The sequence below is a fragment of the Rhodanobacter ginsengisoli genome, from assembly GCF_042657065.1.
In the GTDB taxonomy this organism is placed as follows: Bacteria; Pseudomonadota; Gammaproteobacteria; order Xanthomonadales; family Rhodanobacteraceae; genus Rhodanobacter; species Rhodanobacter ginsengisoli.
On sequence record NZ_JBHSNF010000001.1, the window covers coordinates 1795558 to 1815782 of the forward strand.

At 65.5% G+C, this 20225-nt stretch carries 17 protein-coding genes, 1 tRNA gene, 1 other RNA gene and 2 riboswitches; of the genes, 8 read left to right on the plus strand and 11 right to left on the minus strand.

What is annotated here, in order from left to right; genetic code table 11:
- Positions 1-27 precede the first annotated feature (27 nt).
- Positions 28-681 (plus strand): response regulator, encoded by a 654-nt coding sequence (locus ACFPPA_RS08275; RefSeq protein WP_377319465.1) that lies wholly within the window; start codon positions 28-30, stop codon positions 679-681.
- Between the two features lie 83 nt (positions 682-764).
- On the opposite strand, the gene ACFPPA_RS08280 is transcribed toward ACFPPA_RS08275, so the two are convergent.
- Positions 765-4097: a ribonuclease E/G gene (locus tag ACFPPA_RS08280; RefSeq protein WP_377319111.1), complete on the minus strand. Its 3333-nt coding sequence runs from the start codon at positions 4095-4097 to the stop codon at positions 765-767.
- Positions 4098-4432: 335 nt separating this feature from the next.
- Here ACFPPA_RS08280 and ACFPPA_RS08285 point away from each other — a divergent pair, with 335 nt between their 5' ends.
- Positions 4433-5431 carry an RluA family pseudouridine synthase gene (locus ACFPPA_RS08285; protein ID WP_377319113.1) on the plus strand — a complete coding sequence of 333 codons (999 nt, stop codon included), beginning with the start codon at positions 4433-4435 and terminating at the stop codon, positions 5429-5431.
- Here ACFPPA_RS08285 and ACFPPA_RS08290 read toward each other — a convergent pair whose 3' ends face one another.
- Complete coding sequence (locus tag ACFPPA_RS08290) at positions 5432-5773, minus strand: 4a-hydroxytetrahydrobiopterin dehydratase (RefSeq protein ID WP_377319115.1); 342 nt, start codon at positions 5771-5773, stop codon at positions 5432-5434.
- 164 nt (positions 5774-5937) lie between these two features.
- Here ACFPPA_RS08290 and ACFPPA_RS08295 point away from each other — a divergent pair, with 164 nt between their 5' ends.
- Positions 5938-6546 carry an NfuA family Fe-S biogenesis protein gene (locus tag ACFPPA_RS08295; protein ID WP_377319117.1) on the plus strand — a complete coding sequence of 203 codons (609 nt, stop codon included), beginning with the start codon at positions 5938-5940 and terminating at the stop codon, positions 6544-6546.
- 78 nt (positions 6547-6624) lie between these two features.
- Here ACFPPA_RS08295 and ACFPPA_RS08300 read toward each other — a convergent pair whose 3' ends face one another.
- Together ACFPPA_RS08300 and ACFPPA_RS08305 are read right to left on the minus strand one after the other, a co-directional pair.
- Positions 6625-6978, minus strand: coding sequence for a c-type cytochrome (locus tag ACFPPA_RS08300; RefSeq protein ID WP_377319119.1), 354 nt, complete (start codon positions 6976-6978; stop codon positions 6625-6627).
- Positions 6979-6996: 18 nt separating this feature from the next.
- A complete protein-coding gene (locus ACFPPA_RS08305) occupies positions 6997-7323 on the minus strand; it encodes a c-type cytochrome (RefSeq protein ID WP_377319121.1) in 327 nt (108 codons plus the stop codon).
- 255 nt (positions 7324-7578) lie between these two features.
- On the opposite strand from ACFPPA_RS08305, the gene ssrA reads away from it, so the two are divergent.
- Positions 7579-7933: a transfer-messenger RNA gene (gene ssrA / locus ACFPPA_RS08310) on the plus strand.
- Positions 7934-8033: 100 nt separating this feature from the next.
- Here the strand turns inward: ssrA and ACFPPA_RS08315 are convergent.
- Both ACFPPA_RS08315 and gcvP read right to left on the minus strand, forming a co-directional pair.
- The gene (locus ACFPPA_RS08315) at positions 8034-8417 is read right to left on the minus strand and encodes a DUF302 domain-containing protein (RefSeq protein ID WP_377319123.1); all 384 of its coding nucleotides are present in this window, start codon (positions 8415-8417) and stop codon (positions 8034-8036) included.
- A gap of 401 nt (positions 8418-8818) precedes the next feature.
- The gene (gene gcvP, locus ACFPPA_RS08320) at positions 8819-11710 is read right to left on the minus strand and encodes an aminomethyl-transferring glycine dehydrogenase (RefSeq protein WP_377319125.1); all 2892 of its coding nucleotides are present in this window, start codon (positions 11708-11710) and stop codon (positions 8819-8821) included.
- 46 nt (positions 11711-11756) lie between these two features.
- A riboswitch (glycine riboswitch) is annotated at positions 11757-11851 on the minus strand.
- 1 nt (position 11852) lies between these two features.
- Positions 11853-11952, minus strand: a riboswitch (glycine riboswitch).
- 147 nt (positions 11953-12099) lie between these two features.
- On the opposite strand from gcvP, the gene ACFPPA_RS08325 reads away from it, so the two are divergent.
- The gene (locus tag ACFPPA_RS08325; RefSeq protein WP_377319127.1) at positions 12100-12507 is read left to right on the plus strand and encodes a VOC family protein; all 408 of its coding nucleotides are present in this window, start codon (positions 12100-12102) and stop codon (positions 12505-12507) included.
- 145 nt (positions 12508-12652) lie between these two features.
- Here ACFPPA_RS08325 and ACFPPA_RS08330 read toward each other — a convergent pair.
- Positions 12653-12739 (minus strand) — tRNA-Leu (locus tag ACFPPA_RS08330).
- A 258-nt stretch (positions 12740-12997) separates the two neighbouring features.
- Here ACFPPA_RS08330 and rnr point away from each other — a divergent pair.
- From rnr to ACFPPA_RS08345, 3 genes are read left to right on the plus strand one after another with little or no spacing between them, the layout of a single operon-like run.
- Complete coding sequence (rnr, locus tag ACFPPA_RS08335) at positions 12998-15604, plus strand: ribonuclease R (protein ID WP_377319129.1); 2607 nt, start codon at positions 12998-13000, stop codon at positions 15602-15604.
- Positions 15601-16350, plus strand: a complete 750-nt coding sequence (gene rlmB / locus ACFPPA_RS08340; RefSeq protein ID WP_377319131.1) for a 23S rRNA (guanosine(2251)-2'-O)-methyltransferase RlmB — start codon at positions 15601-15603, stop codon at positions 16348-16350. Before rnr ends, rlmB begins: the two co-directional genes overlap by 4 nt.
- Positions 16347-16634 carry a CBU_0592 family membrane protein gene (locus tag ACFPPA_RS08345; RefSeq protein WP_377319133.1) on the plus strand — a complete coding sequence of 96 codons (288 nt, stop codon included), beginning with the start codon at positions 16347-16349 and terminating at the stop codon, positions 16632-16634. The genes rlmB and ACFPPA_RS08345 overlap by 4 nt, the downstream gene beginning before the upstream one ends.
- Before the next feature lie 22 nt (positions 16635-16656).
- On the opposite strand, the gene phoU is transcribed toward ACFPPA_RS08345, so the two are convergent.
- The 4 genes from phoU to pstC form a co-directional block, all read right to left on the minus strand.
- Positions 16657-17382: a phosphate signaling complex protein PhoU gene (gene phoU, locus ACFPPA_RS08350; protein WP_377319135.1), complete on the minus strand. Its 726-nt coding sequence runs from the start codon at positions 17380-17382 to the stop codon at positions 16657-16659.
- A gap of 74 nt (positions 17383-17456) precedes the next feature.
- Positions 17457-18266 carry a phosphate ABC transporter ATP-binding protein PstB gene (gene pstB, locus ACFPPA_RS08355; protein WP_377319137.1) on the minus strand — a complete coding sequence of 270 codons (810 nt, stop codon included), beginning with the start codon at positions 18264-18266 and terminating at the stop codon, positions 17457-17459.
- Positions 18259-19125, minus strand: a complete 867-nt coding sequence (gene pstA, locus ACFPPA_RS08360) for a phosphate ABC transporter permease PstA (protein WP_377319139.1) — start codon at positions 19123-19125, stop codon at positions 18259-18261. The genes pstB and pstA overlap by 8 nt, the downstream gene beginning before the upstream one ends.
- A complete protein-coding gene (gene pstC, locus ACFPPA_RS08365; protein WP_377319141.1) occupies positions 19125-20144 on the minus strand; it encodes a phosphate ABC transporter permease subunit PstC in 1020 nt (339 codons plus the stop codon). The genes pstA and pstC overlap by 1 nt, the downstream gene beginning before the upstream one ends.
- Positions 20145-20225: the final 81 nt, after the last annotated feature.

A 20225-nucleotide genomic window follows, 5' to 3' on the forward strand; every position in this document is an offset into this window, starting at 1 on the left:
ATGCAGCCCAACCAAGGAGGGCGTCACGTGATCAATGTTGTCCTGGTGGACGATCATGAGCTGGTTCGGACCGGCTTTCGGATGATCTTGCAACAGCAGTCGGATATCACCGTCAGTGGCGAGGCCGGCAGCGCCGAGGAAGGCCTGCGCCTGATCCGGACCCTCACGCCCGACATCGCTCTGGTCGACGTGCACATGCCGGGCATGAGCGGCATCGAGCTCACCGAACGCGTGTGCCGGTCGAAACTGTCCACGCATATCGTCATCGTGACGGTCGTCGATGACGCACGCTTTCCCAAGCGTCTGCTCGATGCCGGTGCGCTTGGTTACCTGACCAAGGGTTGCAGTGCCGACGAGCTGGTGTCTGCCGTACGCCAGGTGGCCGGCGGTCGGCGTTATCTGGCGCCCGCGGTAGCGCAACAGCTCGCGCTGGCCACGCTGGACGGTAGCGCCTCTCCATTCGATGTGCTGTCCAGTCGCGAACTGGAGGTGGCGATGATGCTGGTACGCGGCAAGCCGCTGACGATCATCGGTGAGCAGCTCAACCTGAGTCCGAAAACCGTTTCCACCTACAAACAGCGGTTGATGGAGAAGCTGCACGTGGACCACGTGCTCGGCCTGGCCCACCTGATGACGGTCCACGGCCTCATCGATACGCCGAACCATCATGTAGGCAACTGATCGCAGCGGCCATGGCGGTCGCGATAGGGTAAAAAAAAACCGGACTTTCGTCCGGTTTTTTCATGCCCTGGGTAGAGAGGGACTCAGTTGAACGAGTCGCTACCTGGCGTCCGCTCGACCAACGGGGGCGTCGGCCGGGCTACTTCCTCGCGTTCCGGCGCCGGTGTGGCCTGGCGGGTCGCAGGTGCCGGCTGGGTCGTCAGCAGGTCACCCTGCTTCGGCTGCGGCAACGAGGTCATCGGCGGTACCGGCTCCGTGGTGGCAGCGCTTTCCGGCTCGACCACCGGCGCCGTCGGCGCTGGGGTACCTGCGGGCCTGATGTCCTGCGGAGCCGGTGCAACCACCACGGCTGCGCTCGCCGGTGCGGGACGCACTACCGGCGGAACCGGGGCGTCGACTGACTGCTGCACGGGCTGCGGTGCCGGTGTCGGCGCAGGCACGGATGCCACAGGTGTCGCTGCAGGCACGGCTACGGTCGCAGGAACGACTGCGGGTGCAACCGGCGCCGGCGCAACAGCATCGACCACAGCGGATTTCGCGATGGGTGTTTCCACAGCACGGGCGACCTCGACCACCGCGGGCTGCGGTTTGCTGATCGGCGTCGGAGCCGGAGCCGGAGCCGGAGCCGGAGCCGGAGCCGGAGCCGGAGCCGGAGCCGGAGCCGGAGCCGGAGCCGGAGCCGGAGCCGGAGCCGGAGCCGGAGCCGGAGCAGCCATGACCGATTCCGGTTCGTCACTGGCCACGGATGCCTCCGAATTCACCTGGTCGGGGATCGGTGGCAGGGTGGGCAGGTTGAAGGTCGTCACGCTGGGCGTGGCTGCCGGGATGGCGGCAGAATCCCGGCTGGCCATCGGCTTCGACGGTTTGTCCGTGGGAATGTCGCCCGCGTCGACGGCGGCAGGCTTTTCAATCGATGGTGCGACCGTCGCCGGGCGCACTTCCGGAGTAGTTGCCGGCGCATGCCCGTCTCGCGTGCTGTCGGTTGACGGGCGGGCGGCCACCACGGCAGCAACAGCCGCCGCTTCACGCGGTGCCTCGTTGTGGGCTGGCCGGGCGGTGGGAGCGCTGCTGGATTCGTCACGATCCTCGTCATCCAGTGCCTGCGCCTGGGTGATGTCGGGGTTGCTGCCGTTCGGAGCAGCCTCGTCATGACGGCGCCGGCGACGGCCACCGCGGCGACCACGCCGACGACGCGACTGGCTGCCGTCGGTATCCGGTGCGTCATCCGCCGATTCCGGCGCGGTCGACTCGACCAGTGGCGCAGCCAGCAGTGCGGCTTCCTTGGCGTCGTCGTCCAGCGGTGCCGCGGCGGGGCGCTCGGCACGCGGCTGGCGCTCGGTCTTCGGCGGCTGCGGCTTGCGCTCGGGCCGTGGAGTAGTAGTGGCTTCGCTCGCGGCCGGCCTGGGCTGACGTTCTGCCCGGGCGTTCTGCGTTTGTGCCTGCGGTGCCTGACGCGGCTGCGCCTCGTTGTTGCGCTGGCGATTGCTGCGGGCTTGCTGCTGGGCGCCGGATTTCGGCGATCCCTGCGATGTGGAATCGCGCCGCGGCTGACGTGCCGACGATGCGCTGGAGCCGACGCTGTTGCCCCGACCGCTGCGCTCGTCGCGACGAGCACGGCTGCCGACGTCGTGACCCTCGGCGCGCTGGGGCGCGGGCGCGGGGGCGGTCGCCTCGGTGCTGCGGAACCAGCCGAGCAGACGCGTGATGATGCCGCCCGAAGGCGCGGGTGCCGCGGCCGGACGGGATGCCGGCGCCTGGCGGCGCGCGGGCTGTGCAACGGCAACCGGCTGTTCGGCGAGTTCCTCACGCACCGGGGCCGGGCTGGACGGCACGACGCCGCTTACCGCGGGCTGCTCGCCGCTGCCCAGGGTCTGGCCCATCTTCGGCAATTCGGCGGTTTCCACCGTGGTCAGTCGCTCGTAGCTGGGCTTGCTGTGCTCACCCATGTCCGCTTCGCGAATGCGCTGGATTTCGATATGTGGGGTTTCCAGCTTCTCGTCGGCCACGATCATCACGTGCACCTTGTGGCGCAGTTCGATCTCGACCACGCTGGCGCGCTTCTCGTTGAGCAGGAAATTGACGACGCTGGACGGTGCCTGTACCAGCACCTGGCCGGTGTTGTCCTTCATCGCGTGCTCTTCGATCAGGCGCAGGGTCGACAGCGACAGCGATTCCACGCCGCGGATGTGACCATGTCCCTCGCAGCGCGGGCAGACGATCTGGGTCGCTTCGCCCAGGCTCGGGCGCAGGCGCTGACGCGACATCTCGAGCAGGCCGAAGCGCGAGATGCGGCCGATCTGCACACGGGCGCGATCGAGCTTCAGCGCGTCCTTCAGGCGATCCTCCACTTCCCGCTGGTGCTTCGGGCTGTCCATGTCGATGAAGTCGATCACGATCAGGCCGCCCGCATCACGGATGCGCGCCTGGCGGGCGATTTCCACCGCCGCCTCGCAATTGGTGTTGAACGCGGTCTCCTCGATGTCGCTGCCTTTGGTGGCCTTGGAGGAGTTGACGTCGATCGCGGTGAGCGCCTCGGTCTGGTCGATCACGATCGAGCCGCCGGAGGGCAGCCGTACCTGACGATCGAACGCGCTCTCGATCTGGGTCTCGATCTGGTAGCGGGTGAACAGCGGGGTGTCGTCGCGGTACAGCTTGAGCTTGCGCAGCGCGTTCGGCATCACCTGCTGCATGAAGTCGCGGGCGTCGTTGAACAGCGGCTCGTCGTCGATCAGGATCTCGCCGATGTCGCTGCGCAGGTAGTCGCGCAGGGCGCGGATGAACAGCTTCGATTCCTGGTAGATGAGGAACGGCGCCTTCTGCTTGCTGGCCGCCTCGGAGATCGACTTCCACAACTGCAGCAGGTAATCCAGATCCCACTGCAGCTCTTCGGCATCGCGGCCGAGGCCGGCGGTGCGCACGATCAGGCCGACGTCATCGGGTACGGTGACGTGGTCCAGCGCCTCCTTCAGTGCCTGCCGGTCCTCACCCTCGATGCGGCGGGAAACGCCACCGGCCTTCGGGTTGTTCGGCATCAGCACCATGTAGCGGCCGGCCAGGCTGATGAAGGTGGTCAGGGCGGCGCCCTTGTTGCCACGCTCCTCCTTCTCCACCTGCACGACGACTTCCTGACCTTCCTTGACCAGTTCGCGGATGCTCGCCTTGTGCGGGTCCAGGCCCGCCGTGAAGTACTCGCGGGAGATTTCCTTCAGCGGCAGGAAGCCGTGGCGTTCGGCGCCGTATTCGACGAAGCAGGCTTCCAGCGAAGCCTCGACACGGGTGATGCGTCCCTTGTAGATGTTGGACTTCTTCTGTTCCCGCGAAGGGATCTCGATGTCCAGGTCATACAGGGTCTGGCCATCGACAATGGCCACGCGCAACTCTTCACGCTGAGTCGCGTTGATCAACATACGTTTCATGGTGGTAATCCTCGGCTTGGCCACGCGTCGCGAGCCACGGTGGCGCCACAATGGCGGCCTGCCGGGGATCGCGCCGCTGCGGTTAAGCGGCAAAAAAACGGCACCGTTACCGGTGTCGGGGATGATTCGGTCAGCTGCGCCTGCTGCCCCGATACCTCATGGCATCGGACAAACAGCAGCCCAAACCGTTACGATGAAAGGGAGCCGCGACCGGTTCCCCAAAGGCAACCGGCGCAATCCTCGCCGACGTCACGGGCGGGCGCTCCACCCGATCCAGACATCGATGGGCAGAAACCAGCGCCCGCCGAGTATCCTATTACAGCAGGTTTTTTTCAATGCAGACGGCAACTTCCCCCGACGCACCTCAGGGTGTACGTCAAGTCGTGATCGGCCCCGAGCGCGATGGCCAGCGCATCGACAATGCGCTGGTGACCATGCTCAAGGGCGTGCCCAAGAGCATGATTTACCGGCTGTTGCGCACCGGTCAGGTGCGTGTGAACGGCAAGCGGGCCAAGCCGGATACCCGTCTCGTTGACGGTGATACGCTGCGCATTCCGCCGGTCCGGGTGGCTGAACGGCCCGATCGTCAGGGGCCTCCGGGGGGTCAGGTAGCCGAGGTGGCCGACGCGGTCATTTTCGAGGACAAGCACTTCCTGGTCATCGACAAGCCCGCCGGCGTGGCCAGTCACGGCGGCAGCGGAGTCAGCCATGGCGCGATCGAGCTGTTGCGCACGGCACGACCGCAGGAGCACCTGGAGCTGGTGCACCGGCTCGACCGCGATACCAGCGGCGTGCTGGTGTTCGCGAAGACCCGGGCCGGCCTCATCGGCCTGCAGGCCGAGATCCGCGCAGGCACGGTGAGCAAGCAATACCTGTGTCTGATGCTGGGCCATCCGTCCAAGGCCAAGTTCGACGTCAACGCGCCGCTGCTGAAATCCGTGATGCAGGGCGGTGAACGGATGGTGCGGGTGGCAGACAACGGCAAGCCCTCGCTGACCTTCTTCCGCGAGATGGAGCAATACCCCGGCGCCCGCCTGATGCAGGCCACCCTGGGCACCGGTCGTACCCACCAGATCCGCGTGCATGCGGCACATATCGGTCACCCGCTGGCGGGCGACCCGAAATACGGCGACAAGGAAATGAACAAGCGTTTCCGCGAGATGGGGCTGAACCGGATGTTCCTGCACGCCGCGCACATGAGTTTCGAGCTCGAGGACCGCTCCTACAGTTTTTCCACGCCGCTGCCGGATGACCTGAAGACCTTTCTCGACGTGCTTGCCGTCAAGGGCAAGCGGCTGGTCTATTCGCGCGACAAGTCGCGCACCGATTTCTGATCAACGCGCCAGCAAGGCTTCGACCCGCGCCGCGCAGATGAAGTCGTTCAGCGACAGGCCGCCCACGTCGTGGGTCGACCACAGCACCTGGCAGTGGCCGTAGCCGGCTTCGATATCCGGGTGATGGTCCTCATGGTTGGCCATGAAACCCACCGCGTTGATGAAGCCCAGCGTGTGGTGGAAGTCGGAAAACCTGAAATCCTTGACGATCGCCTTGCCGTCGTTGTGCAGTTCCCAGCCCGGCAGCCGCTGCAGAAGTTCCGCTACCTGCGAGGGATTCAGCGCGTTCTCCGGCCCCTTGCGTGGCTGGCAATGCTTGGTCGACAGGTCGTTGGCGTTCATGCGGGTATCCGTGCAGGCTGAAAGTCAGGATGCGAAGCGTCGAAGCTTGAGCGGAAAAAGTCAAAGCGCAGCGAATCCGAGCAGGGAATCCGAAACAGGACTAAAATGGTGCTGTTTCGCCGGCGCGGTGCGCCGGCCACCGACAAGGCTTCACTGGAGCAGGCATGATCGACATTTCCGAACGCGCGCAGCAACATTTCCTGCGACTCCTTTCCCAGCAGGGCATCGACGGCCTCAGCATCCGCCTGCGGGTCACCCAACCCGGTACGCCAGCGGCCAATTGCGAGTTGGAGTTCTGCGAGCCGACCGACCTGGCCGGCGGTGAATGGACGATCGAATGCGCCGGCTTCCTGTTCCACATCGACGGCGACAGCGCCAGCTGGCTGGACAACGCCACCATCGACTTCGAGCCGAACGCCACCGGCGGTCAGCTGAACATCCGCGCGCCGAAGATCAAGGGCGACGTGCCCGGTGCCGAAGCGGGCCTGATCGCACGCGTGCGCTATGTGCTGGAAGCGGAGATCAACCCGAAGCTGGCCTCGCACGGCGGCAAGGTCAGCCTGCTGGAAATCGATGCCGACGGCGCGGTGCTGCTGCAGTTCGGCGGAGGCTGCCATGGCTGCGGCATGGTCGACGTCACCCTCAAGCAGGGGGTGGAAAAGACCTTGCGCGAGCGTGTGCCGGAAATCACTGCGGTGCGTGATGCCACCGATCATGCCGGTGGTGAAAAACCCTACTACAGCAAGGCCGAGGGCAAGTCGGCCATCGCCTGAGCCGACGTCGTCCGGGCCCGAATGCAAAGGCCCGCGAGAGCGGGCCTTTGTACGTGTCGGATGAGCCGGGACGCGGGCTTACTTGTCGCCCTGGATATGACCCTGCAACGTATCCAGCTTGGTCGGCAGGCTGGAAAAATACGCAGCCACGTCCTCGATATCCTGGCTGGAAAGGGTGGCCACCATGCCTTTCATGATCGGGTTGTCGCGCTGGCCGTCCTTGTACTCGTGCAGCGCCTGCTGCAGGTACAGGTTGTACTGGCCGGCCAGGCGCGGGTATTGCGGGTCGACCGCATTGCCGTCGGTGCCATGGCAGGCGAAGCAGGTGGCCGCCTTCTGCTTGCCGTTTTCGATACTGCCGGTGGCCAGCAACTGGGTGGAAGCGAACGCCAGCACGGCGCCGAATGACATCAGGGTAAGCGCACGTTTCATGCGGAAAGTCCTTGGCAACTACTTGGCAGCGAGGCTGGAGAGATAGGCGGCGATATTCTGGATGTCGGTATCGGACAGGCTCTGCGCCTGCGCACCCATGGTCGGATGCTTGCGATCGCCAGCCTGGTAGCCATGCAGCGCGTTGATGATGTACTGCTCGTTCTGGCCGGCGATCTTCGGCACCGGATATTGCGGATACGCATTGGTGTAACCAGGCACCCCATGGCATCCGGCGCAGGTGTAGATCAGTTTGCGTCCGGCAGCCTTGTCACCTTCAGCATGGACGCTGGCAGTGGCGAAGAGGGCAGTGGCCACAGCCAGGCCAAGCATTTGCAATCGAGTCATCGAGTTCATTCCCACGAGTACGGCGGGTACAGGGTCATAGAAGTCCGGGAGTATAGACGTTGCTTCCGCGCCTGAACAACACTCACAGCTCGCACCGTGCCAGCCTGGCAGGCGCATCGGTGCCGATCGACCATCACGGTGCGATCGATACGGTTGCTGAACGGGCGCCGGATGGCGCGCAAAAGGAATTGCCCGGCGACATTGCCGTTGTGGCCATCGGCCCCATATACTGGATCAGTCATACACAGTTTCCCCGGGGGTGTCCTGGCTTCGACGGGGGTAGTGCGATGACTTGGTGCATGCCGAGGGGGCAGCTTTCCTCGTAAATCCAGCAGCAAACTTCTAGTTGCCAACGACGACAACTACGCTCTCGCCGCTTAAGGCGTAAGCCCCGAACCCACTTGTGCTCGTGCTTGTCGGTGTAGGGTCATTATCACGAGATCGCCGAACGCTGCCGCCTGGCGGTTCTAGGTCAAATCAATCAGGCTGGTTCCGCGGTGCGCCTTGCCCATCGTGCTTGTCGCGGAACGAGATCGAACGTTGGGCTAAGCATGTAGATCTGGGCATTTAACACTCTCGGACGCGGGTTCGACTCCCGCCACCTCCACCATTCAACGCAGCACGCAGCACCAACGAAGGTCGGCAACCCAGCGCAAGCGAAGGTGCCGGCCTTTTTTGTGTCCGTTCGTCTCAGGCGCGCAGCCAGCGGCTCACGCCGCCGCGTCGATGATCTGCTTCAGCGCCAGCTCCACTTCGCGCGCAGCTTCGGCAATCCGCGCGTCCTTCGAGATCAGCGACAGCTGCGCGGTCGGCGGCACCATGCCGAGGTAGGTCTTGCCGTGCTCCTCGAAGATCGACAGCCGGCACGGCAGTGCCATGTTCAGCGACATGTCGATCGCCAGTACCTCGGCGGCCTGGCGCGGGTTGCACACCTCCAGCACCAGGCACTCGTTCGGCAGGTCGAAGCCCTTGTCGGCCAGCGTCTTGCGGAAGTCGTAGTAGTGCAGCATGCCGAAGCCACCGGCCTTCAGCGCGGCCTGCACATCCTCGAACGCGCGGTCGACGGATTTCATGGTCTGTTTCTTGTACAGCATGGCTGGTCTCCGGTGGGTCTGGCTGAGTGCGGGGAGGGTACTGCGAGTGGCGCATGGGGTTTGTGCAGGGGGGACGCCTGGGGCGCGAGTCAGCCAGCCCGGGCCGAGCCGCTGGCGGGGAATTCGATGACCGGAGCAAGGCCTGCGCCCACGACGCGACGAGCCTGGCAGGTCAGCGCCATTTCGAGCTCGCGCGGACGCACTTCACGCGCGCGGCTGATGGCTCCGCTCGGCCGCTCAGGCCAGGAGTGGCAAGATCGCCGATTGAGGGTTGCCGCCGGTCATGGTCCTCCGGCTGAGGTCGTGCAGATCGCGCAATGTCGCCGCGACTCCCGCCGTGGTCTGCCCGAAAAAAGGCCCCGCGTGGCGGGGCCTCTTCATCAGGCTCGGGCCAGTCGAGGTCAGCCCACGTTTGGTTCGCTGAACGCCTCGATCTCACCCTTGAACGCTTCCACCGGGACGCAGCTGCAGAACACGTTCTTGTCGCCGTAGATGTTGTCCACGCGGGCCACCGGCGACCAGTACTTCTGCAGCTTCAGGCTGGGCAGCGGGAACGCGGCCAGTTCGCGCGGGTAGGCGTGGGTCCACTCGCTGGCGGAGACCATGGTGGCGGTGTGCGGGGCGTGCTTGAGCGGGTTGTCCTCGCGGTCGAGCTTGCCTTCCTCGATCGCGCGGATCTCCTCGCGGATCTGGATCATCGCGTCGATGAAGCGATCCAGTTCGTGCAGGCTCTCGCTTTCGGTCGGCTCGACCATCAGCGTGCCGGCGACCGGAAAGCTCAGGGTCGGGGCGTGGAAACCGAAGTCGATCAGGCGCTTGGCCACGTCCTCGGCACCGATGCCGGTGGCGTCCTTGAGCGGGCGCAGGTCGAGGATGCATTCGTGTGCGACCAGGCCATTGCGGCCGGTGTACAACGTCGCGTAATGCGGTGCCAGCCGCCTGGAGATGTAATTGGCGTTGAGCAGGGCGACCTGGCTGGCCTTGCGCAGGCCCTGCTGGCCCATGAGGGTGATGTACATCCACGAGATCGGCAGGATCGATGCACTACCGTAACTGGCCGCGCTGACCATGCCGACTTCGCCTTCGCCGCCCAGGGTCTTGGGCAGGAACGGCGCCAGATGCGATTTCACCGCACACGGGCCGACGCCCGGGCCGCCACCGCCATGCGGGATGCAGAAGGTCTTGTGCAGGTTCAGGTGCGACACGTCGGAGCCCCATTTGCCGGGCTTGGCCACGCCGACCAGGGCGTTCATGTTGGCGCCGTCGGTATAGACCTGGCCGCCATGCGCGTGCACGATCTCGCAGATCGCCACCACGTCTTCCTCGAACACGCCGTGGGTGGACGGGTAGGTGATCATCAACGCGGCGAGGCGCTCGGAATACTGCTCGGCGGCGCGACGGATGTCCTCGACGTCGACATTGCCGTTGGCGTCGCACTTGGTCACCACCACCTGCATGCCGCACAACTGAGCCGAGGCCGGGTTGGTGCCGTGGGCGGATTCGGGGATCAGGCAGATATTGCGATGCGCCTCGCCACGCGAGCGGTGATACGCGCGGATCGCCAGCAGGCCGGCGTATTCGCCCTGCGCACCGGAATTCGGCTGCAGGCTCACCGCGTCGTAGCCGGTGCACTCGACCAGCATCGCCTCGAGGCTGTCGATCAGCTCCCTGTAGCCGGCGGTCTGCGTGGTCGGTGCCAGCGGATGGATATTGCCGAACTCCGGCCAGGTCACCGGGATCATCTCGGCGGTGGCGTTGAGCTTCATGGTGCACGAGCCCAGCGGGATCATCGTGCGATCCATCGCCAGGTCCTTGTCGGCCAGCGCGCGCATGTAGCGCAGCAGCTCGTGCTCGCTGTGATAGGTGTTGAACACCGGATGGGTGAGGAACTCGCTGCGGCGAAGCAGTGCGGCGGGCAGGGCGTCGGCGGTGGCGGCATCGAGTGCGTCGATGTCGTCGATCTGCACGTTGAACAACGCCGCCAGAGCGATCACGTCCTCGCGGGTGGTGGTCTCGTCGAGGCTGATGCCCACGCAGGTGCCGTGGATCTGGCGCAGGTTGATGCGTCGCGACTGGGCCTTGGCGTGGATCGCATCGGCATCGACGCCGCTGACGTGCAGGGTGTCGAAGAAATCGCCGGCCACGGTGACGCCGGCCTTGTTCAGTGCACCGGCCAGGATCGCGGCGAGACGATGGGTGCGGCGGGCGATCCGGGTCAGGCCATCGGGGCCGTGGTAGACCGCGTACATGCTGGCCATCACCGCCAGCAACACCTGCGCGGTGCAGATGTTGGAAGTCGCCTTCTCGCGACGGATGTGCTGCTCGCGGGTCTGCAGGGTGAGCCGGTAGGCGGTCTTGCCCTCGGCATCCAGCGAGACGCCGATCAGCCGACCCGGCATCGAGCGCTTGTACGCATCGCGACAGGCCATGAAGGCGGCATGCGGGCCGCCGTTGCCGAACGGCACGCCGAAGCGCTGGGTATTGCCGACCACGATGTCCGCGCCCCATTCGCCGGGTGCGGCGATCAGGGTCAGCGCGAGCAGGTCGGTGGCGACCGCCACCAGCGCACCGCGCGCGTGGGCGGCGTCGGCCAGCGCCCGGTAGTCGTGAATCTGGCCGAAGGTGTCGGGGTACTGCAGCAGCACGCCGAAGCTGTCCAGCGTGGCGGCCTCGGCGTCAGCGCCGATGTGCAGCTCGATGCCCAGCGCCTCGGCGCGGGTCCTGACCACTTCCAGCGTCTGCGGGTGCACGCCGCTGGAGACGAAGAACACGTTGCTCCGGGACTTGCACGAGCGCTTGGCCAGGGTCATCGCCTCGGCGGCGGCGGTGGCTTCGTCCAGCAGCGAGGCGTTGGCGATCTCCATCCCGGTGAGGTCGGCGCACAGCGTCTGGAAGTTGATCAGCGCTTCCATCCGGCCCTGCGAGATCTCTGCCTGGTAAGGCGTGTACGCGGTGTACCAGGCGGGGTTCTCCAGGATGTTGCGCAGGATCACGTTCGGCGTGTGGGTGCCGTAATAGCCCTGGCCGATGAAGGTCCTGAACACCTGGTTCTTGTCCGCGATGGTGCGGATCCTGGCCAGCGCCTCGACCTCGGTGATCGCCTGCGGCAGTGCCAGCGGCGCGGGCGACTTGATGCTGGACGGCACGATCGCGTCGGTCATCGCATCGAGCGAATCGTGGCCGATCACGCGCAGCATCTGCGCGATCTCCGCATCGTTGGGGCCGATGTGGCGCTCGATGAACGCGTGGTGATACTCAAGCTCGCGCAGGGAAGGCGTGTTTTTCTGGCTCATGACTGGGGCATCCGAAGACTTGCGTGCCGTGCCGCACGTGGGGCGCCCCTCTGTCCTTTTGCCTGAGAGTTTGGAAGCCGGCGCTTAGCTGCCGTACTTCGTGCCCCTTCGGCGCCGGATTCAACCGGTCTCTCCAGAGTGTTCGCACATGGTGGTATGGGGGCCTGAGCGATTACGGGCGTTGCGTCTTCGGCAGCGGTTGCACCCGATCGGGGCGCGCGCGCTTCTCCCACCATGCGTTTACCCCGGCGATTATACAGGGCGGGCAGGGCAGTGTCGGCAGCCTTGCAGCATGCGGCGAACGGATGACGGCAAGGATTCATCCCGGGTGGCCGTTCGAGGCCAGCGCGTTATGCTTGGCCGCCCGTTTCCGACCGGTGAGAGCCGTCATGATACGTATCGGTGAAATCGACCATGTGGTGCTGCGCGCCATCGACCTGGCCGCCATGCAGCGCTTCTACTGCGAGGTGCTGGGTTGTCGCGAGGAGCGCCGCCAGGACGAGATCGGCCTGGTGCAGTTGCGCGCCGGCGCGTCGCTGATCGACCTGGTGAGCATGGAGGGCAGACTCGGTCGCCTGGGGGGCGCCGCGCCCGGTCGCGAAGGGCACAACATGGATCACCTGTGCCTGCGCGTGGAGGATTACGATGAGGCAGCGATCCTGGCGCACCTGAAGGCGCATGGCGTGCGCATCGGCGAACTGGGTTCGCGCTACGGTGCCCAGGGCGAAGGACCGTCGATCTACCTGTACGACCCGCAGGGCAACATGATCGAGCTGAAGGGACCGCCGCTGGCCTGAGTCTCCGGGCCGCTAGCGGGATAGGCCGGGCCCCGGAAAGTCGAACCCGAAAAAGACGAAAGCCGCCTTGTTGGGCGGCCTTCCTGACTTTGGTCAAGCTTGGAAAAGACGAAAGCCGCCTTGTTAGGCGGCCTTCGTTTACAATTGGTGCCCAGGAGAGGACTCGAACCTCCACGGAGTTGCCCCCGCTAGCACCTGAAGCTAGTGCGTCTACCAATTCCGCCACCTGGGCAGGTGTCACACCGCTCTGCGAGCTGCGTGAGCCGCGTAATGTAGGCATCTGTCGGTAGCTTGTCAACACTTTTTCACATCCACCCACTGCGACGTGGCATCCTGCGCGGCGCAATCATCACAAGGACATTGAGTGACCAGAAAGACTCCCCCCCATGACGGCAATCCGCCGGACTCGCGTTCCGCGAAGAGGCCCGCCAAGCGGGCGCCGCGTGACGCCGCTGCAACGGGCAAGCGCCACCAGGCCGCCGCAGGCGCCGTGCGCGATCCGCATGCCGAACGCGAGGCGCAGCGGTATGCGCGCCCGATTCCGAGCCGCGAGGCGATCCTTGCCCTGCTCGAGGAGCGTGCCGAACTGCTGACCGAGGCGCGCATTGCCGAGGCGCTGGAGATTCACGACGAGGGCGATCTCGATGCGCTGCGCAAGCGCCTCGGGGCGATGGTGCGCGACGGCCAGCTGCTGCTGGGTCGTCGTGGCGGCTACGCGCCGACCCAGAAGCTGGACCTGATCGCCGGCCGGGTGCTGGCCAATGCCGAGGGCTATGGCTTCCTGCGCCCGGATGACGGTGGTGAGGATCTGTATCTGTCTCCGCAGCAGATGCGCACGGTGATGCACGGCGATCGCGTGCTGGCCAGTGTGGTCGGCATCGACCGTCGCGGCCGCAAGCAGGGCGCCATTGCCGAAGTGCTGGAGCGGCGTTCGCCGCGGCTGGTCGGTCGGGTGGTGGTCGAGAACGGCGTGACCGTGGTGGCGCCGGACGATCGCCGCATGAACCAGGACATCCTGATTCCCGCGGGCCAGGAACAGGGCGCGACGGCCGGGCAGATCGTGGTGGTCGAGATCATCGAGCCGCCGACCCAGCATCGTGGCCCGCTGGGTGCGATCCGTGCGGTGCTGGGCGATCGGCTGCAGCCATCGCTGGTGGTGGAGATGGCGATCGCCAGCTACGACCTGCCGCATGAATTCCCGCCGGAGGTGCAGGCTGAGGCGGCCCAGGTGGAACCCCAGGTGAGCGCGGCCGAGCGCGAGGGGCGCGTCGATCTGCGGCAGTTGCCGCTGGTGACGATCGACGGCGCCGACGCACGCGATTTCGACGATGCGGTCTATGCCGAACCGAAGCGCGGCGGCGGCTGGCGCCTGATCGTGGCGATCGCCGATGTCTCGCATTACGTATCAGTCGGCAGTGCGCTGGACAAGGAGGGCTACGAGCGCAGTACCTCGACCTACTTCCCGGGCTTCGTGGTGCCGATGCTGCCGGAGACGCTGTCCAACGGGATCTGCTCGCTGATGCCGAAGGTCGAGCGGCTGTGCATGGTGTGCGACATGGTGGTCGATGCCGAAGGCGCCGTGACCAAGTCGAAGTTCTACGATGCGGTGATGCTTTCGCATGCGCGACTCACCTACGACAAGGTGTGGCAGGTGGTTGGCCTGCAGGACAAGGATGCACGCCACGAAGTGTCCGACGTGCTGCCGCAACTGGAGAACCTGCACGCGCTGTACAAGGCGATGGCGCAGCAGCGCAGGCGCCGCGGTGCGATCGACTTCGAGACGCCGGAAGTGAAGTTCCGCCTCGACCAGACCGGCGGCGTCGAGTCGATGGGCGCGACCGAGCGCAACGACGCGCACAAGCTGATCGAGGAATGCATGATTGCCGCCAATGTGCAGGCGGCGCTGTTCCTGGAGAAGAAGAAGATCCCGGCGCTGTTCCGTGCGCATGAGCCGCCGCCGGCGGAGAAGTACGAGGACCTGCAGCAGTTCCTGCGCGAGTTCAAGCTGCGCATGCCGCCGGTGGACGAAGTGACCCCGGCCGATTTCTCCGAGGTCCTGCGCATGGTCAAGGACCGGCCCGAGCGCGAGCTGATCCAGAACGTGCTGCTGCGCTCGCAGAGCATGGCTGCGTACCAGCCGGACAACCGCGGCCACTTCGGCCTGGCGTTGCAGGCATATGCCCACTTCACCTCGCCGATCCGCCGCTATCCGGACTTGCTGGTGCACCGTGCGATCCGCTTCGCGCTGACAGGGCGCAAGCCGGCCGACTACAGCTACAGTCCGGCCGAGATGGCGGCGATGGCGATCCACTGCTCGCTGCGCGAGCGGCGTGCCGAGGAAGCCGAGCGCGACGTCGACGAGCGCTTCAAGTGCGCGTGGATGGAGAAGCACATCGGCAGCGAGTTCGAAGGCCTGGTCACCGGCGTCACCTCGTTCGGCCTGTTCGTGGAGCTGGACGAATCGAAGGTGTCCGGCCTGGTCCACATCAGCCAGCTGGCCAACGATTACTATCACTTCGACGCCATCCGCAAACTGCTCAAGGGCGAGCGCACCGGCGTGCAGTTCCGCCTCGGTGATCACGTGCGCATCCAGGTGCTGCGTGCCAGCCTGGAGGATCGCAAGATCGACTTCCGGCTGGTCTCGCCACGCCCCAGCGACACGCCGCCGAGCAGCGGCAAGAAAGCCTACGACTATGCCGCCAGCGGCGAGCGCTACTCGTTGCCGAAGAAGGCCGCCGCCGACAAGGCGCCGGGCATGTTCGGCCGGGCAGCCAAGGCGATCGGTCGCGCGTTCGGGCGCAAGGATGTCGTGGTGGAGGCGCCGGCACCGGCACCGGCACCCCACAAGCCGACCGCATCGCGCGATAATCCGCCGTCTGCTTCACAGGGTTCAAGGCGTCAGCATGCGGGTGAGCAGCGTTCGGGACGTACGCCGAACGCCGGCAAGTCGGCCGGTTCGTCGTCTGCCCGTCATCCGCGCAAGAATGACGGTGGCGGCCATTCCGCCGGGCACGCTGCGGCGCCGGCCGCCACGGGCGCACCGAAGAAGAAGAACCCCAGGCGTCGATCGAAACCGAAACCGAAAGGCCAGTCATGAGTGAGAGTTGGATCGTCGGGATCAACCCGGTCGAAGGTGCGTTGAGCAATGACGCGGAGCGTGTGCGTGAGGTGCTGGTCGAGAACGGCCAGCGCAACGCGCGCGTGCTGGAGCTGGCCGAGCGGGCGAAGAAGCTGAAGATCCCGGTGCAGCATCGTCCACGCGAGGAGCTGGACCGGCATGCCGGCGAGGCGCGCCACCAGGGTGTGGTGGCGCGCTACGAGGCTGCACCGGCGGCGCATGAGAATGACCTGGCCGGCCTGCTCGAACGTGACGGCAGCGATACGCTGGTGCTGGTGCTCGATGGCGTCACCGATCCGCATAATCTGGGCGCCTGCCTGCGCAGTGCGGCCGCGGCGAAGGTGACCGCGGTGATCGTACCGAAGGATCGCGCGGTCGGGCTGACGCCGGTGGTGCGCCGTGCCTCGGCCGGCGGGGCCGATCGGGTGCCGCTGATCGCGGTGACCAACCTGGCCCGCACGCTGCGCGAGCTGAAAGACGCCGGCGTGTGGATCACCGGCCTGGCCGGCGATACCGACACGTCGGTCTACGGCGTGGATTTCCGTGGGCCGGTGGCGATCGTGCTGGGCAGCGAAGGCGAGGGTATCCGCCGGCTCACCCGCGAGCTGTGCGATTTCGTGGCGAAGATCCCGATGCCGGGCACGATGGAGAGCCTCAACGTCTCGGTCGCCACCGGTGTGGTGCTGTTCGAGGCGCTGCGGCAGCGGGGCGCGAAGAAGCCATGACCACGATCTTCTGGCACGACTGGGCCGGCTACATCGGCGTGCTGCTGGTGCTGCTGGCGTTCCTGCTGTTGCAGGCACACAAGCTGCACGGCAACGGCCTGGCCTACCAGTCGATGAACATCCTCGGTGCCCTGGGCGTGATGCTGTCGCTGCTGTTCGGCCGCTTCAATGCCCCGGCCTTCGTGATGGAGGCTGCGTGGGCCGCCATCGGCATCTATGGCGTGCTGCGTGGTGTGCGGGTACGCCGGGAGTCGCGCGCCGCGAGGCGGCCCGACGACGAGTAACCGCGCCGCGGGCGTGCCGCTCTTATTCGCCGAGCTTGGTCATCTGCGGGCTGGAAGTGAGGTCGCCCTTGCTGCGCTGCTTGTTCAGCGGTTCGCCGGTGACCTGGAACCATACGTTCTCGGCGATGTTGGTGGCGTGGTCGCCGATCCGCTCGATGTTCTTGGCCATGAACAGCAGATGCGTGCATGGCGTGATGTTGCGCGGATCTTCCATCATGTAGGTGAGCAGCTGGCGGAAGTAGCCGGTATAGGCTTCGTCCAGCACCACGTCGCCCTTCCACACCTGGTAGGCCTTTTCGGCATCACGATCGCGGTAGGCCAGCAGCACCTCGCGCACACTGGTTGCGGCCAGTTCCGCCAGGTAGCCCAGGCCACCGACGGGAGCGACCGGCGCCATCATCGACAGCGGGATCGAGCGCTTGGCCACGTTGGCGGCGTAATCACCGATGCGCTCGATGTCGGCGGCGATGCGCAGTGCGGCGAACACGTTGCGCAAGTCACCCGCCATCGGTGCGCGCAACGCCAGCAGGCGCACTACGTCGTGGCTGATTTCCTGCTCCAGCTGGTCGATCGCATCATCGTTGCCGACCACCCGCTGCGCGGCGCGTTCATCACGCCGGTCGAGCACGTCGATGGCGGCTTCGAGCTGGGTCACCGACAGCTCGCCCATGCGCACGATTTCGCCGGTGAGCCGGGCCAGTTCGCTGTCGTAGCTCTTGATGATGTGATCTTTGTCGGTACCGCTCATGTCGTGGTTCTCGCGCTTGAGATAGGGAGTATATGGCCACGTGGCAGCTCTCCCCATACGGGAGAGGGAACCGATCAGCCAAATCGACCGGTGATGTAGTCCTCGGTCTGCTTCTTGCTCGGCTTGGTGAAGATTTTCTCGGTTTCGTCGAACTCGATCATCTCGCCCATGTACATGAAGGCGGTGAGATCCGAGACGCGCGCGGCCTGCTGCATGTTGTGGGTGACGATGACGATGGTGAACTCGCTCTTCAGCTCCTCCACCAGTTGCTCGATGCGACCGGTGGCGATCGGATCGAGCGCGGAGGTCGGCTCGTCGAGCAGCAGGACTTCGGGCTTCAATGCGATCGCGCGGGCGATGCACAGGCGCTGCTGCTGGCCGCCGGAGAGGCCGAGCGCATTCTGCTTGAGCTTGTCCTTCACCTCGTCCCACAACGCAGCGCTGCGCAGTGCCTGCTCGACGCGTGCTTCCATCGCAGCCCGGGACAGCTTTTCATGGTGGCGGATGCCGTAGGCCACGTTCTCGAAGATGGTCATCGGGAACGGCACCGGCTTCTGGAACACCATGCCGATCTTGCCACGCAGCCGGTTCATCGAATAGCGCGGATCGAGGATGTTCTCGCCGTCCAGCTCGATCGAGCCCTTCGCCTCCAGCTTGGGGTAGATCGCGTAGATGCGGTTGAAGATCCGCAGCAGGGTCGACTTGCCGCAACCGGATGGCCCGATGATCGCGGTCACCTGCTTCTCCGGGATATCCATGCTGATGCCTTTCAGCGCCTCGAATCCGTCGTAGTAGAAGCGCAGGTCACGGACCTTGAGCTTGGGCTCGACAGCCGGGGGGGCTGCTGCTTGCGCCGGGTTCATGGCGACGGCGGAATCAGTCATGGGACACCTTGGTGCGGGAAAGGATCAAGCGGGAGGCGAGGCTGAGCAGCAGCACGAACATGGTGATCACGAAGGCGCCGGCCCAGGCCAGTGCGTGCAGCGATTCACCCGGGTCGTTGGCATACTGGTAGATGATCTGCGGCAGGCTGGACATCTTCTCGATCGGATTGACCGTCATGTAGTTGTTGCCGAACGCGGTGAACAGCAGCGGTGCCGTTTCGCCGCTGATCCGCGCCAGCGCCAGCAGCACGCCGGTGATGATGCCCGAACGGGCCGCGCGGATCAGGATCTGCAGGGTCAGCTTCCATTGCGGCACACCCAGCGACAGCGCTGCCTCGCGCAAGGTCGAGGGCACCAGTCGCAGCATCTCGTCGGTGGTGCGCACGATCACCGGCAGCGCGATCAGGGCTAGCGCCACGCCGCCGGCGAAACCGGAGAACGAGGTCGAGCCATGGGTCAGCAGGGTGCTCGGCAGCACGATGATGGTGTAGACGAACAGACCCATCACGATCGACGGTGCCGACAGCAGAATGTCGTTGAGGAAGCGTATCGTCTCGCCCAGCTTGGTTCGGTTGGCGTATTCGGCCAGCCAGGTGCCGGCCAGCACGCCGATCGGCGTGGCGATCGCGATGCCGGTGAAGTTGATGATCAGGCTGCCGACCATCGCGTTGGACAGCCCGCCGTCGCCGCCGTAGGCGGTGATCTTGGTGAACAGCTTCAGATCCAGCGCACTGATGCCCTGGCGCAGGGTTTCCCACAGGATCCAGGCCAGAAAGGTCAGTCCGATCAGGGTGGCAATGGCGCTGAGGAACATCGCCAGCCAGTTGACGATGCGACGACGCAGATACAGCGAACCCATCAGCTGCCTTCCTTGCTGGCCAGACGGCGCAGCATCAATCGGGCGATCAGCAACACGATGAAGGTGACCACGAAGAGCAGGAAGGCCAGCGCCATCAGCGCGGATTTCTGCAGGCCGGCCGCTTCGCTGAACTGGTTGGCGATGGTCGAGGCGATCGAGGTGCCGGGATCGAGCAGGGATGCCGAGAAGTGCATCGAATTGCCGAGCACGAAGGTTACCGCCATGGTCTCGCCCAGCGCGCGGCCCAGGCCCAGGAAAATGCCGCCGATCACCGCCGAGCGGGTATACGGCAGCACGATGTCCCAGGACACCTCCCAGGTGCTCGAACCGAGCGCGTAGGCCGACTCCTTCAGCCGGGTCGGCACGGTCAGGAACACCTCGCGCATCACCGAGGAAATGAACGGGATGATCATGATCGCCAGCACGATGCCGGCGACCAGGATGCTGGCGCCGAACGGGTAGCTGCTACCGAACAGCTTGCCGATCAACGGCACGTGCTGGGCAACCCAGGAAACCTTGCCATCGTCGGGCTGGTTGCCCAGGTAACTGGTCAGCCACGGCTTGAGGTGTGCGGAAAAGAACGGCGCGAAGATGAACAGTCCCCACATGCCGTAGATGATCGAGGGAATGCCGGCGAGCAATTCGATCGCCGAGGCCACCGGGGTGCGCAGCCAGGCCGGGGCAACCTCGGACAGGTAGAGCGAGATGCCGAAGCTGACCGGCACCGCGATCAGCAGCGCGATCAGCGACGTGGCGATGGTGCCGTAGACCGGAACCAGCGCGCCGTAGACGTCATTGCCCGGATCCCATTCGGAGCTGACCAGGAAGTGCCAGCCGAAGGTCGAGAACGCCTCGCGGCCCCCCCACAGCGTGGCACCGGCGGCACCGAGCAGGGAAGCCAGCACCAGCAGGGCACAGGCCTTGAGCAACCAGCGGAACCACCGCTCGTTGCGCGCGTCGCGGCGGCTGCGTTTGTCCAGGATGAGCTCGGCGTCGATGGTGCCGGGTAGGGCTGACATGTGGGATGTCGTCCTCGATGGGCTGGCGAATTGATTGTCAGGGTTGCTTCGATACCACACTTTCAGCCAAAAGCCGCCCTT

What these genes read in the sequence shown, in the direction of transcription:
- ACFPPA_RS08280 (WP_377319111.1), bottom strand. Translation starts at nt 4,097, where the DNA reads ATGAAACGTATGTTGATCAACGCGACTCAGCGTGAAGAGTTGCGCGTG.
- ACFPPA_RS08285 (WP_377319113.1), top strand. Translation starts at nt 4,433, where the DNA reads ATGCAGACGGCAACTTCCCCCGACGCACCTCAGGGTGTACGTCAAGTC.
- ACFPPA_RS08290 (WP_377319115.1), bottom strand. Translation starts at nt 5,773, where the DNA reads ATGAACGCCAACGACCTGTCGACCAAGCATTGCCAGCCACGCAAGGGG.
- ACFPPA_RS08295 (WP_377319117.1), top strand. Translation starts at nt 5,938, where the DNA reads ATGATCGACATTTCCGAACGCGCGCAGCAACATTTCCTGCGACTCCTT.
- ACFPPA_RS08300 (WP_377319119.1), bottom strand. Translation starts at nt 6,978, where the DNA reads ATGAAACGTGCGCTTACCCTGATGTCATTCGGCGCCGTGCTGGCGTTC.
- ACFPPA_RS08305 (WP_377319121.1), bottom strand. Translation starts at nt 7,323, where the DNA reads ATGACTCGATTGCAAATGCTTGGCCTGGCTGTGGCCACTGCCCTCTTC.
- ACFPPA_RS08315 (WP_377319123.1), bottom strand. Translation starts at nt 8,417, where the DNA reads ATGCTGTACAAGAAACAGACCATGAAATCCGTCGACCGCGCGTTCGAG.
- gcvP (WP_377319125.1), bottom strand. Translation starts at nt 11,710, where the DNA reads ATGAGCCAGAAAAACACGCCTTCCCTGCGCGAGCTTGAGTATCACCAC.
- ACFPPA_RS08325 (WP_377319127.1), top strand. Translation starts at nt 12,100, where the DNA reads ATGATACGTATCGGTGAAATCGACCATGTGGTGCTGCGCGCCATCGAC.
- rlmB (WP_377319131.1), top strand. Translation starts at nt 15,601, where the DNA reads ATGAGTGAGAGTTGGATCGTCGGGATCAACCCGGTCGAAGGTGCGTTG.
- ACFPPA_RS08345 (WP_377319133.1), top strand. Translation starts at nt 16,347, where the DNA reads ATGACCACGATCTTCTGGCACGACTGGGCCGGCTACATCGGCGTGCTG.
- phoU (WP_377319135.1), bottom strand. Translation starts at nt 17,382, where the DNA reads ATGAGCGGTACCGACAAAGATCACATCATCAAGAGCTACGACAGCGAA.
- pstB (WP_377319137.1), bottom strand. Translation starts at nt 18,266, where the DNA reads ATGACTGATTCCGCCGTCGCCATGAACCCGGCGCAAGCAGCAGCCCCC.
- pstA (WP_377319139.1), bottom strand. Translation starts at nt 19,125, where the DNA reads ATGGGTTCGCTGTATCTGCGTCGTCGCATCGTCAACTGGCTGGCGATG.
- pstC (WP_377319141.1), bottom strand. Translation starts at nt 20,144, where the DNA reads ATGTCAGCCCTACCCGGCACCATCGACGCCGAGCTCATCCTGGACAAA.